13 protein-coding genes are annotated in these 13,631 nt (G+C 58.9%); 11 read left to right on the top strand and 2 right to left on the bottom strand.

The window, feature by feature from the left end:
* The first annotated feature begins 51 nt into the window (after positions 1–51).
* The 10 genes from VHB22_RS07365 to VHB22_RS07320 all read left to right on the top strand — a co-directional run bounded on the left by VHB22_RS07365 (position 52) and on the right by VHB22_RS07320 (position 11,219).
* Complete coding sequence (locus VHB22_RS07365; RefSeq protein WP_325456314.1) at positions 52–2,280, top strand: bifunctional (p)ppGpp synthetase/guanosine-3',5'-bis(diphosphate) 3'-pyrophosphohydrolase; 2,229 nt, start codon at positions 52–54, stop codon at positions 2,278–2,280.
* 78 nt (positions 2,281–2,358) lie between these two features.
* The gene (locus VHB22_RS07360; RefSeq protein WP_325456313.1) at positions 2,359–2,898 is read left to right on the top strand and encodes a DUF2062 domain-containing protein; all 540 of its coding nucleotides are present in this window, start codon (positions 2,359–2,361) and stop codon (positions 2,896–2,898) included.
* A gap of 42 nt (positions 2,899–2,940) precedes the next feature.
* Entirely contained in the window at positions 2,941–3,756 is an 816-nt protein-coding gene (locus VHB22_RS07355; RefSeq protein WP_325456312.1) for a pyridoxine 5'-phosphate synthase, read from the top strand.
* Positions 3,753–4,154, top strand: a complete 402-nt coding sequence (gene acpS / locus VHB22_RS07350) for a holo-ACP synthase (RefSeq protein ID WP_325456311.1) — start codon at positions 3,753–3,755, stop codon at positions 4,152–4,154. Before VHB22_RS07355 ends, acpS begins: the two co-directional genes overlap by 4 nt.
* 176 nt (positions 4,155–4,330) lie before the next feature.
* Positions 4,331–5,089: a signal peptidase I gene (lepB, locus tag VHB22_RS07345; protein WP_325456310.1), complete on the top strand. Its 759-nt coding sequence runs from the start codon at positions 4,331–4,333 to the stop codon at positions 5,087–5,089.
* Between the two features lie 17 nt (positions 5,090–5,106).
* Positions 5,107–5,814: a ribonuclease III gene (gene rnc / locus VHB22_RS07340; RefSeq protein WP_325456309.1), complete on the top strand. Its 708-nt coding sequence runs from the start codon at positions 5,107–5,109 to the stop codon at positions 5,812–5,814.
* Complete coding sequence (era, locus tag VHB22_RS07335; protein WP_325456308.1) at positions 5,804–6,739, top strand: GTPase Era; 936 nt, start codon at positions 5,804–5,806, stop codon at positions 6,737–6,739. Before rnc ends, era begins: the two co-directional genes overlap by 11 nt.
* Before the next feature lie 22 nt (positions 6,740–6,761).
* Positions 6,762–7,481 (top strand): DNA repair protein RecO, encoded by a 720-nt coding sequence (gene recO, locus VHB22_RS07330; RefSeq protein WP_325456307.1) that lies wholly within the window; start codon positions 6,762–6,764, stop codon positions 7,479–7,481.
* 547 nt (positions 7,482–8,028) lie between these two features.
* The gene (locus VHB22_RS07325) at positions 8,029–9,039 is read left to right on the top strand and encodes a hypothetical protein (RefSeq protein ID WP_325456306.1); all 1,011 of its coding nucleotides are present in this window, start codon (positions 8,029–8,031) and stop codon (positions 9,037–9,039) included.
* Positions 9,040–9,200: 161 nt separating this feature from the next.
* Positions 9,201–11,219 (top strand): acetyl/propionyl/methylcrotonyl-CoA carboxylase subunit alpha, encoded by a 2,019-nt coding sequence (locus VHB22_RS07320; RefSeq protein ID WP_325456305.1) that lies wholly within the window; start codon positions 9,201–9,203, stop codon positions 11,217–11,219.
* Between the two features lie 15 nt (positions 11,220–11,234).
* Here VHB22_RS07320 and VHB22_RS07315 read toward each other — a convergent pair whose 3' ends face one another.
* Positions 11,235–12,083, bottom strand: a complete 849-nt coding sequence (locus VHB22_RS07315; protein ID WP_325456304.1) for a LysR family transcriptional regulator — start codon at positions 12,081–12,083, stop codon at positions 11,235–11,237.
* Positions 12,084–12,403: 320 nt separating this feature from the next.
* Here VHB22_RS07315 and VHB22_RS07310 point away from each other — a divergent pair, with 320 nt between their 5' ends.
* Positions 12,404–12,694 (top strand): hypothetical protein, encoded by a 291-nt coding sequence (locus VHB22_RS07310; protein WP_325456303.1) that lies wholly within the window; start codon positions 12,404–12,406, stop codon positions 12,692–12,694.
* A 26-nt stretch (positions 12,695–12,720) separates the two neighbouring features.
* On the opposite strand, the gene lipB is transcribed toward VHB22_RS07310, so the two are convergent.
* Positions 12,721–13,512 (bottom strand): lipoyl(octanoyl) transferase LipB, encoded by a 792-nt coding sequence (lipB, locus tag VHB22_RS07305; protein ID WP_325456302.1) that lies wholly within the window; start codon positions 13,510–13,512, stop codon positions 12,721–12,723.
* Positions 13,513–13,631 lie beyond the last annotated feature (119 nt).

Genomic DNA, 13,631 nt, shown 5'->3' with positions numbered 1-13,631 from the left:
TCTGCGCCGCGTCTTCGGCTACGCTTGTGCCGGAAAGGAGGGCGGCGGCTCATGATGCGGCAATACGAACTCGTCGAGCGGGTTCTTAAATACGATCCAAAAGCGAACGAGGCGCTGCTCAATCGCGCCTACGTCTATGCGATGAAGGCGCACGGCAATCAGAAGCGGGCGTCTGGCGCGCCTTATTTTTCTCATCCGCTCGAAGTCGCAGCGATCCTGACCGAGCTGAAGCTCGACGATGCCACCATCGCGACGGCACTACTCCATGACGTCATCGAGGATACGGACGCCACGCGCACCGAGATCGACCAGATGTTTGGTCCGGAGATCGGAAGCCTGGTTGATGGTCTGACAAAGATCAAACGGCTGGATCTGGTTTCGAAACGCGCCGAGCAGGCAGAGAATTTCCGCAAACTCCTGATTGCGATTTCAAGTGACATCAGAGTGCTGCTGGTGAAGCTCGCGGACCGGCTTCACAATATGCGCACGCTTGAGCACATGAAGCCCGAGAGCCGTCAGCGCAATTCCGAAGAAACCCTCGACATCTATGCGCCGCTTGCTGGCATGATGGGAATGCAGGCGCTGCGCGAGGAACTAGAGGATCATGCCTTCCGCTGGCTGCATCCGGAAGCCTACGAAGCAGTCACCGAGCGTCTGACGGACATGCGCCAGCGAAATCGCGGTCTCGTCGAAGAAATTCGGCAAGCTATCGCCCGCAAATGCGCCGACGCGGGTATTCACGCCGAAACGACAGGCCGCGAAAAAAAGCCGTACGCCATTTGGCGCAAGATGGATAATAAGCAAATCAGTCTCGAACAGCTTTCGGACATTTACGGCTTTCGCGTCATCGTCGATACGATCGAGGACTGCTATCGCGCTCTCGGCATCGTCCACACGACGTGGAGCACCGTACCGGGCCGCTTCAAGGATTATATCTCTGCGCCGAAGCGCAACAATTATCAGTCGATACACACCACGGTGTACGGGCCGCGTCATCAACGCGTCGAATTGCAAATTCGGACGCATGAGATGCAGCACACCGCCGAGTTCGGTATCGCCGCGCACGCGCTCTACAAAGATCACCAATATCAGGCTGCAAACGGTCACGATCTTGAAGCGGACGAAGGAGGCGACGACAGCCCGTACGGCCGCCTTCGAGCGATGATCTCATCGTTGCTGGAGGCTGCGAACCCCGAAGAGTTTCTTGAGCACACCAAGCTGGAGTTATTTCACGATCAAGTCTTCTGCTTCACGCCAAAGGGGCGCCTGATCGCCTTGCCGCGCGGTGCAACGCCCCTCGACTTCGCCTATGCCGTCCATACCGACATCGGCAATGAAGCGATTGCGGCTTACATCAATGGTCGGCACGTGCCTATCGATACACATCTCCGCAACGGTGACGAGGTCGTTATCGAAACATCGAAGAACCACGTCCGCCCCGCCGCGTGGGAAGCCTTCGCAGTTACAGGACGTGCACGTGCCGCGATCCGGCGTGCCGCGCGGGAAGCGGACCGCAAACGTTTCACGGAGTTAGGGCGGCAGCTCGTCAGTTCGACGCTCGCCGGCATGGAAATCGACTACTCCGAGGAGAAGGTCAAAACGGCTGCGCCGAAACTCGGATACAAGACCGCCGAGGAGCTGCTCGCGGCTGTCGGCCGTAACGATGTTGCACTCAATGATATCCTCGGCGCGCTCGTTCCTCAGTCAGGAGGCGCACCCGCAGAAGAAAGCTATAAACCGTCCCGCCGCTTCGGCCGGGCACAGGCGCAAGACGGTTGGTTCAATATCGAAAAGGTCCAGAGCCTCAAGTTCCGCTCATCCGAGATCGACAACACGACCGCGATTTCCATCGGGGGACCGAGCCAGGAGCTTCCGGTTCGCTTCGAGCCTGGCGGCGCAGTTCCGGGTGACCGAATCGTCGGGGTCATGGCGCCTGGCGAGGGCATCCGTGTATTCCAGATTCACTCGCCACGACTAAAAGCGTACGAGGAAGCGCACTGGATCGATGCGACATGGGATATCGATCCCGAGCATCCTCAGCGATTTCCGGCACGAATCAGCGTAACTGCCGTTAACGCTCCTGGATCGCTCGCCGAAATTGCCAAGATCATTGGCGAAACCGGCGGCAATATCGACAACATCAAGATGGCGAAACGAGCCGCTGACTTCACGGTTATGCACATCGAGTTGGAGGTTTTCGACTTGGTGCATTTGAACCACATTATCGCCGGGTTACGGGCTAAACCCGCGGTAGCGAAGGTGGAGCGGCTTTTCGAGTAGTTTAAATTGCGTAAAAATTCGGCAGGCTGGTAAGCTGGCATAAGGCGTGAAATGGGTCGTCGCGGTTTGCGAGAAAAGTTGTCAGTTGCTTCCGATGTCGCTGCCAGATGGGCGCTGAGGTTGGTGCCGCTGCGCAGGCATCTTTATTATTATTGGCGCCGCATGCTGCGCCTTCGCGCAACGCCCCACGAGGTTGCGCTCGGCTGTGCTGCAGGCGTCTTCGCGGCGTGCACGCCGTTTCTGGGTTTCCAAATGGCTCTCGCTGGCGCGCTTGCGTTCCTGCTTCGCGTCAGCATTCCAGCTGCGCTGCTGGGTACCTTCGTCGGCAATCCCTTAAGTTGGCCCGCAATCTGGAGTGCCTCCTACGTGGCTGGCGTCTGGGTACTTGGCCATGATCCTGCCCACGCTGCTGAACATTTCGTTCAGTCTGCCAACGCACTCAGCGCCACGTTGATGGCGCCCTCGCCGTCCCTCAACACAGCCGTCGTGAGCCTTTCGCCGCTTCTTGAGCCGATGGTCGTCGGTGGTCTGCTCGTCGGCTTGATCGCCGCTCTCTTTAGTTACTATCCTACGCGGCAGGCCGTGCGGGTTTTCCAGAAACGCCGTAAGGTCTGCTGAGCCGGCGGTGCCGGTTTTTCCGTGACATGATGGCAGAAGATCGTGGCCGCTCGCCGTAACCCTTTGAACCTCGACAACCAACAGACATCCCGCACTCCCCTGCGACTGGGTGTTAATATCGACCACGTCGCGACGCTGCGAAACGCGCGGGGGGGGATACATCCCGATCCGCTTCGTGCCGCGCATTTGGCGATCGAAGGCGGGGCCGATGGAATAACGGCGCACCTGCGTGAAGACCGCCGCCATATCTCCGATACCGACATCAGCCGCCTGAAAAACGAGCTGACGCGACCGCTCAATCTCGAAATGGCGGCGACGGACGAGATGCTGAAAATCGCCATCCGGCATGTTCCGAACGCCTGTTGTCTCGTTCCCGAACGGCGCGAAGAACGGACGACGGAAGGCGGGCTGGATGTTCAAGGAAGCCGAAAAACCTTGAAGCCATTCATCGCCAAGCTGAAGGACGCCGGCATTCGCGTGTCCTTATTTATAGAGCCCGATTTGAAGACAATCGAAGCCGCGGCGGCCGTCGGCGCGGATATCGTCGAATTGCACACCGGCCGCTATTGCAACTTGGCGCTTGAGCACGACGCCGCAGGAGTTGCACGCGAGCTCGATCGCCACGCGAAAGCCGCCCACGCGGCAGCTTCAGCGGGGCTTGAAGTTCACGCAGGTCACGGGCTGACCTACAACACCGTCAAACCGATCAGCCGCATGTCCGAAATCGTCGAACTCAACATCGGGCATTTCCTTATCGGGGAGGCGATTTTCGGCGGTTTGTCCGGGGCGGTCAGGCGCATGCGGACGCTGATGGATGAAGCACGAGACGAGGTCCCTCGCACCGGACAGACGGGATGATTCTCGGAATCGGCAACGACCTCTGCGATATCCGCCGCATAGAAAAGACCGTCGAGCGGTTCGGCGAGCGCTTTCTGCTTCGGGTTTTCACTGAGGAGGAGAGGCGCAAAGCCTTTTCGCGTGCGCATCCAGCCCGCACATTTGCCAAGCGCTTTGCGGCCAAGGAAGCCGCAACCAAGGCGCTCGGCACGGGCTTTCGCGACGGTGTGCACTTTCGCGATATCGGTGTCGTCAACACGGCCACGGGGCGACCGACCTTGGCTCTGACCGGCGGGGCAGCAAGATACCTGGCGATGCTGACGCCAGACGGTTTTACGCCGCGCATCGACGTCACGCTGACCGATGAGTATCCGATGGCCGAAGCCTTCGTGATTATTTCGGCTATACCGAGCCGGTGAGAGCGGCAAGATTGGTCGCAGCCGCCTATAGCTGAAACTATCGATAGTCTGTTTTTACTTACGTTTTTGTCATGTTGCCGCCCGTCGTTGCGGGGGGGTGGCAAACTCGCTATAGCGAACCGCTGACATAAAGCGAGCCCCGGCCAATGTCGTTCGGCGGCGCAGAGGAGCCCTGGATGAGCACTGGTGTTAGGACGTCGAGATCGAGCTGGTCGGAAACCCTGATCATCGTCGTCGAAGCGCTTGCGATCGCGATGTTCGTGCGCATTTTCTTCTATCAGCCCTTTAACATTCCGTCGGGTTCGATGAAGGAGACGTTGTTAGTCGGCGACTATCTGTTCGTTTCGAAGCTATCTTACGGTTACAGCAAGTATTCTTTCCCCTTCAGCCCGAACCTTTTTTCCGGCCGCATCTTTGGCGCCGAGCCAAAGCGCGGTGACGTCGCCGTGTTCAAGCTGCCACGCGATAATTCGACCGATTATATCAAGCGCGTGATTGGTCTGCCGGGCGACGAGATTCAGATGAAGAACGGCCAGCTCTTCATCAACGGGAAGGCCGTGCCGAAAGTTCGCGACGGGAGTTTTACGACTCGCGAGGACGGGCGCGAACGCACCATTCCGGTCTACGAGGAAACACTGCCCAACGGCGTAAAATACAAAGTCCTCGATAGCGACCCGGATGGCCCTTACGACAACACCGGCGTCTACAAAGTCCCGCCCGGGCATTATTTCATGATGGGTGATAACCGTGATAACTCGACGGACAGCCGGGTTCGGAGTGCCGTCGGCTTTGTTCCGTACGAAAACTTCGTTGGCCGGGCGGAGATTATTTTCTTCTCCGCCAAGGTCGATGAGCCCGGCGCCCTGCGCTGGTGGTCGCCCTGGACGTGGCCGTTTGACATTCGCTGGGACAGGTTCTTCCATCTCGTGCGGTAAACGACTACCGTCACACCATGTTGAGACCTCGCAAATTCAAAGAGCTCGAGACCAAGCTCGGACACCGTTTTAAAGATCCTGGCCTCCTTGAGCGTGCGTTGACGCACGCAAGCGTCCGCGGCGGCAAAATCGCGCGCTTCGATAACGAGCGTCTGGAGTTCATCGGCGATCGCGTGCTCGGTCTCGCGATCGCGGAAATCCTGAACCAGCAATATCCGGAGGCGAGCGAAGGCGAGTTGGCGCGCCGCTACAATCGCCTCGTCCGTGGCGAGGCGTGCGCCAAGGTCGCGCGTTCGATGGGGCTGGGCGCACACTTGATTCTTTCAGAAAGCGAGGCCGACAGCGGAGGTCGCGATAAGACCACCATTCTTGCCGACGCTGCCGAAGCTCTCCTCGGCGCCGTCTTCATCGATGCGGGGTTTGAAAAAGCCAGGGCCGTCGTGCGTAAACTGTGGCAGGACCAGTCGGAGCCCGTTCCGGAAGTCGCGGTAGATGCCAAATCAGCCCTGCAGGAGTGGGCACAGGGGCAGGGCTTGGCGCTACCGAAATATACCGTTGTGTCGCGCAAGGGGCCCGATCATGCTCCCCGGTTTACGGCTGAAGTGATCATCGCGGGACGGGCGCCGGCGCAAGGTGAAGGCGCGTCGAAGCGCATCGCGGAGCAGGCAGCCGCAACAGCCCTGCTAACACGCGAGGGCGAAGGAGGCCGTCTTGGTGACGTCTGACCAGACGCATGGTCCTGTGGAAGGCGCCGAGCGGCGCTGCGGTTTCGTTACGATTCTCGGCCCCACGAACGCGGGTAAATCGACCCTCGTCAACGCGCTTGTTGGAACCAAGGTCGCGATCGTCTCGCACAAGGTGCAAACGACACGCGCCCCGATCCGCGGAATCGCGATGGAGGGGCAAAGCCAGATCGTATTTCTCGATACCGCCGGCATCTTCAATCCGAAGCGCCGGCTCGACCGCGCCATGATCGACGCGGCATGGAGCGGATTGGAGGATGCCGACGCGGTTCTCCTCGTCATAGATGCTGCCGCGGGACCGGACGACGATATGATGGGTATCGTCGAACGTCTGAAATCGGCCCGCATGAAACGCATCGCGGTCCTCAACAAAATCGACCGCGTCGACGATAAACCGAAACTGCTCGCCTTGGCGAAAAGGCTCGATCAGGAGCTTGCTTTCGACAGAATATTCATGGTCTCGGCTTTGGAAGGCAAAGGCGTCGCCGATCTCCGAACGTATCTTGCGGGCATCGTTCCCGTAGGGCCTTGGCACTACGCCGAAGACGACGTGACGGACGTTCCGATGCGGACACAAGCTGCCGAGATGACGCGCGAGTCGATCTACCGATATTTGCATCAGGAGCTGCCCTACACGACCACCGTCGAAACAATGAGCTGGAAGACGCTGAAAGACGGTTCGGCCCGCGTCGAGCAGACGATCTACGTCGAACGCGACGGGCAGAAGAAAATCGTCCTTGGCAAGGACGGCGCGACGATCAAGAAGATTTCCAGCGCAGCACGCCGCGCGATCGAAGAGATGGCGGGCCATCGCGTGCACCTGTTTCTGTTCGTCAAAGTGCGTGAAAATTGGGAAAGCGACCCCGAGCGCTACCGCGAGATGGGCCTGCCTTTCCCCAAATCGTGACCCGCTCCGATGATTGTGAAAGATGCAATGGACGGATGAAGGCATCGTTCTTTCGGTGAGGCCGCACGGAGAAACAGCGGCGATCATCGATCTCTGGACGCGTGCCCATGGACGCCATCTGGGACTCGTGCATGGCGGGCGGTCGCGGCGGCTTCGTCCGATCCTTCAGGCAGGCAATCATGTCGATGCGACTTGGAAAGCCCGTCTTGCCGACCAACTTGGCCATATGACTATCGAAATGCGTCGCGCGTTCGCGGCCGAGTCGCTCGATGATGCAGCGGCGCTTGCTGCGCTCTCGACAATCACGACGCTGACCCGCCTGCTTCCCGAACGCGATCCGCATCCGAACCTCTACGAAATCACATTGTTTGTTTTGGGCTTTCTCAACGATGCAACGGTCTGGCCGGCGCTGCTCGTCAGGTGGGAGCTGGCGTTGCTCGATGAACTCGGCTTCGGGCTCGATCTCAGTCAATGCGCCGCGACCGGCAGCAACGATCAACTGATTTATGTATCTCCCAAATCGGGCCGCGCGGTATCCGCATCCGCTGGCGAGCCTTACCGAGATAGGCTGCTGGCGCTTCCGCAATTCCTGACCAAGCAACGGTCCGGCCACGTGACAGAAGCTGATGTGCAACTTGGCTTCGCCTTGACGGGCCATTTTCTCGAAACACGCGTTTTACTCCCGCGAGGAGAAAGCTTGCCGCAAGCGCGAGCGCGCTTGCTGGCGCATCTAGCAGCGTGACGCGCGCCGGCGGGGCGAGCACGCTCGCGATTCATCCGCGACGGAAAGTCAGCAAACGTCCGTTTATGGAGCGACTGTGCGCAAATGATTGCGGGATCACTCGAGCGCAGCCAGGCATTATTCGCGGGGGATCGGTTTACATCGCCCACGAAGCACGAACTGACCTTTCGCGTTCGCTCTCCACACCGCCAACGTAAAGGTCGGAACGGCCCGTCCGGTAGCCCCCCGCCGGACGGGCCATACTGTTTCTGATGAAGGAACGAGCGAAGTCGCGGACTTGAAAACATCATCATTGGGAATGTGTCTTCAGCAACCGTTCATCGAGAATGACGCAAAAGGACAATAACCAACGTCAGCGTCTTCCCTGCCACGCTTGCGGGAGCGGGGCGGGCAGGAACGAGGGTCGCGGCGCTGTCGCGATCCTCGATATTTGTGAAGGACACGGCGCCTCGCAGCCGTTCGTCCGGATTTCGCGCGGCCTTTAACAACCGATTAAGCATACCCCTCTACTCTCGGCCGAAGTTATCGGCTTGGCGTGGGGTTACCGATGAGTGGGTTGCGGTCGCTTCCGATTGAAAAAATTGTCAGTCGCGGAAGTCTTGAAGGCGGCGATATACGCGCCTTGAGACGGATATTCTACGAGGACGGAATCGTTAAGGCGGACGAAGCCGAGATCCTTTTCCAGTTGAACGCGGCATGCCGGTTGAAACCAGCCGATTGGTCCGACTTCTTCATCGAAGCAATAACGGACTATCTCGTCTTCCAGGAGCGGCCCCAGGGCTATTTGACGGCAGCCAACGCGCGTTGGCTGATCGATCATATCTCCGACGACGATCTTGTCGGCTCAAAAACCGAGCTTGAACTGCTCGTCAACGTTCTCGCCAAGGCGCGATGGGCTCCTGTCAGCCTCGCGAAGTTCGCACTCGGCCAAGTTAAGGCGGCGGTCGTCACGGGAGACGGACCGCTTCGCGTCGGCAAGGCGAAAATGGCGGGCGAAATAACGGAGACAGAGGTCGAACTGATCCGCCGCATCCTTTACGCATTCGGCGGCGATGGTCACGTGGCGATTACCTGTGACGAGGCCGATATTCTGTTCGATATCGACGAAGCCGTCGCGAGCGGCACGCCAAATCCTGCCTGGACCGACCTGTTTGTAAAAGCTATCGCCAATGTTGTCATGGCGGCCTCTGGCTACGCTGTGCCATCCCGCGAAGAAGCTCTGCGGCAGGATACGAGTCCAATCGGGACAGATGCACAGGGTTCGGTCTTGAACACGCTGTTATCGATGGTGCAATCGAACCTGGCATCTATCCAGGAAGCCTACCACGACCAGACTGCGGAAGAGCGCGCCCTGGCACGGCTTGAGCACCAGCGGATCGAGATTATCACCAACGAGCAGATCACGGCACCCGAAGCATCCTGGCTCGTGAGCAGGCTCGGGCGCGAGGGGCGCTTGAGCGCCAGCGAGACGGCACTGGTCTCATACCTCGGTCACGAGAGCCCCAAAATTCATCCCGTTCTGACCCAGGCAGTGGCGAAATTCGCTCCCGCCGCCTGAAGCCTGGCCCAGTCCATTGCGTCGTGCGGCAGCGGATCGCAGGCCCCGGTACGCTGCTGCTGACGCGGCGTGTTTACGCCGTCTCCGGCACGCACTAGAACGGCGTGTTGCATTCCCATAAAGAGCGCAAACCAAATCACGGGAAGGACCGGGGACGGCCGATGTTCAAAAAAATCCTGATCGCAAACCGCGGTGAAATCGCCTGTCGCGTCATCAAGACGGCGCGCAAGATGGGTATCAAGACGGTGGCGGTCTACTCGGACGCCGATCGCGACGCTTTGCACGTCGAGATGGCCGACGAGGCAATCCACATCGGCCCGGCTCCAGCAGCGCAGTCCTATCTGCTGATGGACAAGATCATCGAGGCTTGTAAGACGACAGGCGCCGAGGCGGTCCATCCAGGATACGGGTTCTTGTCGGAGCGGGAAGCGTTCCCGTTGGCTCTTCAAAAGAACGGCATTGTTTTCATCGGTCCCAACGCTAAGGCCATCGCCGCCATGGGCGACAAGATCGAGAGCAAGAAGGCCGCCGCCGCTGCCAAGGTTTCGACCGTCCCAGGCTACCTGGGTGAAATCGCCGACGCCAAGCAGGCCGTCAAGATCGCCAACGAGATTGGCTATCCCGTCATGATCAAAGCCTCGGCCGGTGGCGGAGGCAAGGGCATGCGCATCGCCTATGACGCCAAGGAAGCCGAGGAGGGATTTCAACTCGCCCGCTCCGAAGCTAAGTCCTCATTCGGTGACGATCGCTGCTTCATCGAAAAATTCATCGAGAACCCCCGGCACATCGAAATTCAGGTCCTCGGCGACAAGCACGGCAACGTCGTCTACCTGGGCGAGCGGGAATGTTCGATCCAGCGCCGCAACCAAAAGGTTTTGGAAGAAGCGCCGTCGCCGCTCCTGGACGAAAAAACGCGCAAGGCGATGGGCGAGCAGGCCGTCGCCCTCTCGAAGGCTGTCGGCTACGACAGCGCCGGCACGGTCGAGTTCGTCGCCGGGCAGGATCGTTCTTTTTATTTCCTTGAAATGAATACGCGCCTCCAGGTCGAGCATCCGGTGACCGAGCTTGTCACGGGAATCGACCTCGTTGAGCAGATGATCCGTGTCGCCGCCGGTGAAAAACTGCCGTTCAAGCAGTCGGACATCAAGCTCAAGGGCTGGGCCGTCGAAAGCCGCGTCTACGCCGAAGACCCATTCCGCAACTTCCTGCCGTCGATCGGACGCCTCGTAAAATACCGTCCTCCGGCTGAAGGCACGAAGGATGGCGTCACCGTCCGCAACGACACCGGCGTTTTCGAAGGCGGCGAAATTTCGATGTTTTACGATCCGATGATCGCCAAGCTCGTCACGCACGCGCCGAGCCGCGAAGCGGCCATTGAGGCGCAATCGGCGGCGCTAGACGCCTTCTACATCGACGGCATTCAACACAATGTTCCGTTCCTTGCTACGGTCATGCAGCATCCCCGCTGGCGCTCCGGTAAACTTTCGACCGCTTTCATTAAAGAGGAATTTCCGGAGGGCTTTGAGCCGCGAACTCCGGAAGGCGCCGATCTGACGACACTGGCAGCGGTGGCTGGCGCTATCGATCACCTGGGCAACGCGCGCCGGCGCGACATCACTCATCAGATGGCTGGTCGTGCCATCAGCTTTGCAAAGCGTCGCGTCGTAAAGGTCGGAGCGGCGACCGTGCTTCTCGAAGCAATGGGCGTTATCCCCGGACCGTATTACGTCTCAATTCTGGGCGACGACGGGCAGCCCACCAAAACGATGGAGATTACCTCGGAGTGGTGGCCGGGTGAGTCGGTTTGGCAGGGCACCGTGGACGGTGCGAATGTCGCGGTCCAAGTGAGGCCGATCGCAAATGGAATGCTCCTGTCGTATCGTGGCATGCAGGCTCCGACATATGTCTATACGCAGCGCGAAGCTGAGCTGGCGGCATTGATGCCGGTAAAGGCAGCCGCCGATATGTCTAAATATCTTCTCTGCCCGATGCCTGGCCTCGTGAAGGCCATCAACGTCGCCGAAGGGCAGGATGTGAAGGCCGGCGATGCCCTGGCCGTCGTTGAAGCCATGAAGATGGAGAACATCCTTAAGGCCGAGCGCGATGGCAAAGTCAAAAAGGTCGCTGCCAAGCCCGGCGACAGCCTTGCTGTCGATGCCGTCATTCTGGAATTCGCTTAAGCCCGGAGCAAAGATCTATTTGAGCTTCGCGGCCGCCCGGCGGAGGCCGCGAAGAATGGGCTCATAAGCCTCCTCGTTTCGCGTCTCCGGATAAACCATGTAAACCGGATAGATGAACTTCCGGGCGCGTTTCGGCTCCCTGACCCGCCCCCGCGCGATCAATTTGCGCACCATTCGGGCCGGGAAATAGCCCGAGCATTCGTTAGCCAGCAGATAATCCAGCCCCATCGGCCCGAGATCTAGGCTGATCGCGGGATTGGCATGCTCCGGAAAAGCCGCCGCATGATCCTGGACGAAATCAATACCCCAATCGACCAGGAGATAATCATTGACGCTGCGCCGGCCCGCCGCCTTGGCCGAGGAGACGAGCACGAACTCTTCGTCGAATAGGTGTTCGATCGTGAGGCCCGGAGGCGGAGAAGGCCGGTACATGATGGCCAGATCGAGGGTCCCCTCGATCAAACGCTGGCTCAACGCAGCCGAGGCGCCTGCCGTTGCGGAGACGGCGATGCCGGGGATCTCGACCCTCAGTCCCGAAACCCACTTCAATAAGAACCCGCTCCATAGACTGAGCGGTGCACCGACAGAAATATGCTCCGGATGCTGATCCGCGAGCGAAACCTGGAGCTGCGCCTGTTGCCAGACACGGACAAGGGCGAGGGCGTGCTTCTGAAAGAGTTCTCCCGCACCTGTGAGATCTGCGCCGGCCTTCGAGCGAGTGAACAGCGGTCGCCCAAGCAATTCTTCGAGGCCTTTGATTCGTGCAGAGACGGTCGATTGGGTGATGTTGAGCTTACGAGCGGCATCAACGAAGCTGCCCGTCTCTGCAACAATTAGAAATGTGCGAGCGAGATTGACGTCCATCTTTAGGAACCTCAACGCTGCGATGGAAACTCATCTATCGGAATTTTCGATATCACCAAACGTCAAATTTCGTTTGTGCATTGTCTTGAAAGTTATCAATGTCAAAAATGACTCGGCCTGGGTCGAGTCGACGGACGTGTTCGTCTGTCAATTTTCAAAACGGAAGGACGTTCTAAAATGGCTAAAGCTGCAAAGAAAGCCGCCAAAAAGGCTCCTGCCAAAAAGGCAGCGAAGAAGAAGAAGAAGTAATGTCATGCTGCCGCGATCGCAGGAGCGGCCGTACTAACATTCATACGGTTTGCGCGATCGCAGCTCTTCTCATGACCTCCGCTGCCTCAGCAGCCACGATTACCAACCGAAGTGATAAAGCCGTTAAAATCACCATCACTGAGGGTTCGTCTCGCCAAAACGAGGTTTTGCCATCTGGCAAGGTTATCGCTGGGGTCTGTCAGAAGGGCTGCATCATCCGCCTCAACGACAATGCCAAGGACGAGTACGAACTCGATGGTTCGGAAAGCGTCTCGGTCGAAGGGGGCTTTCTCTACTATGATTCTCCTCTGCAGAAGGTAGCGCCGCCAGCTGGCAGCGCCTCGGACAAGGAAGATCAATAGAGTTAGAGTAAAGATCGCGGCATAGTTTATCGGGCGCTTGTGTCCAACCCGGATACAGGCGCCTTTTTGTTGTCCGCCAAGGGCTTGCACTCGCCGTTTGCTGTAGCGCTCAGGTTATTCGCAGCCGTCAATTCGACTCTTCGCGTCGCACCGAATATCCGCTCGAAGTTCGCCCTCAAGGCCACGTCGACATCATAAAGTGTCACTGGAAGCCCGAGGTTCGCGAGGCTTGTTACGCCGTGCTCGTGGATGCCGCACGGCACGATCCCTCGGTAGTGCGAGAGATCGGGATCGACATTAAGACTGAGGCCGTGGCTCGACACGCCACGGCTCACTCGCAGTCCGATCGCCGCAATTTTGTCCTCGATAGTTCCACCACGCATCGTCCGCCGAACCCACACGCCGACACGATCGCGCCGCGTTTCCCCAACGACGTTGAACTCTACAAGCGTCGCGATCATCCAACGCTCGAGCGCCACGAGGAAGGAGCGAACGTCCAGACCACGCATCTTGAGATCGAGCATCACGTAAATGACGCGCTGTCCGGGGCCGTGATATGTGAACTGGCCCCCTCTGCCGGAGCGGAAAATCGGAAACGTCCCGGGATCGAGCAGGTCGGCATCCTTCGCGCTCGTGCCCGCCGTATAGAGAGGTGGATGCTCCAGCAGCCAGACAAGCTCTCGGGACTGGTTGTCGCGGATGGCCGTTACGCGTTGACGCATGAGTTCGAGCGCAGACGGGTATTCGACCGGGCAATCGCTGATGGCCCAATCGACTGCAGGCGCCCCCGTGTCAGCGATAGAATCGCCAGAAAACATGGTATTTATCTATGTCAGGCGATGGATGATCGCCAGTGCCGGAAGGCCGGATATCCAATGGGCCTGAACCGATCCGCTGTCGGCTGGTAGCGGCTGCTACCCTGCAAATCCGCACCTTC

Source organism: Hyphomicrobium sp., from assembly GCF_035548195.1.
GTDB lineage: Bacteria > Pseudomonadota > Alphaproteobacteria > Rhizobiales > Hyphomicrobiaceae > Hyphomicrobium_B.
The sequence above is the reverse complement of the archived record's forward strand: the minus strand, read 5'-3'. Positions and strand labels throughout refer to the sequence as shown.

Coding starts and splice junctions, on each gene's coding strand:
- recO (WP_325456307.1), top strand. CDS start 6,762: ATGCAATGGACGGATGAAGGCATCGTTCTTTCGGTGAGGCCGCACGGA.
- acpS (WP_325456311.1), top strand. CDS start 3,753: ATGATTCTCGGAATCGGCAACGACCTCTGCGATATCCGCCGCATAGAA.
- VHB22_RS07365 (WP_325456314.1), top strand. CDS start 52: ATGATGCGGCAATACGAACTCGTCGAGCGGGTTCTTAAATACGATCCA.
- VHB22_RS07325 (WP_325456306.1), top strand. CDS start 8,029: ATGAGTGGGTTGCGGTCGCTTCCGATTGAAAAAATTGTCAGTCGCGGA.
- VHB22_RS07315 (WP_325456304.1), bottom strand. CDS start 12,083: ATGGACGTCAATCTCGCTCGCACATTTCTAATTGTTGCAGAGACGGGC.
- VHB22_RS07320 (WP_325456305.1), top strand. CDS start 9,201: ATGTTCAAAAAAATCCTGATCGCAAACCGCGGTGAAATCGCCTGTCGC.
- VHB22_RS07310 (WP_325456303.1), top strand. CDS start 12,404: ATGACCTCCGCTGCCTCAGCAGCCACGATTACCAACCGAAGTGATAAA.
- lepB (WP_325456310.1), top strand. CDS start 4,331: ATGAGCACTGGTGTTAGGACGTCGAGATCGAGCTGGTCGGAAACCCTG.
- lipB (WP_325456302.1), bottom strand. CDS start 13,512: ATGTTTTCTGGCGATTCTATCGCTGACACGGGGGCGCCTGCAGTCGAT.
- rnc (WP_325456309.1), top strand. CDS start 5,107: ATGTTGAGACCTCGCAAATTCAAAGAGCTCGAGACCAAGCTCGGACAC.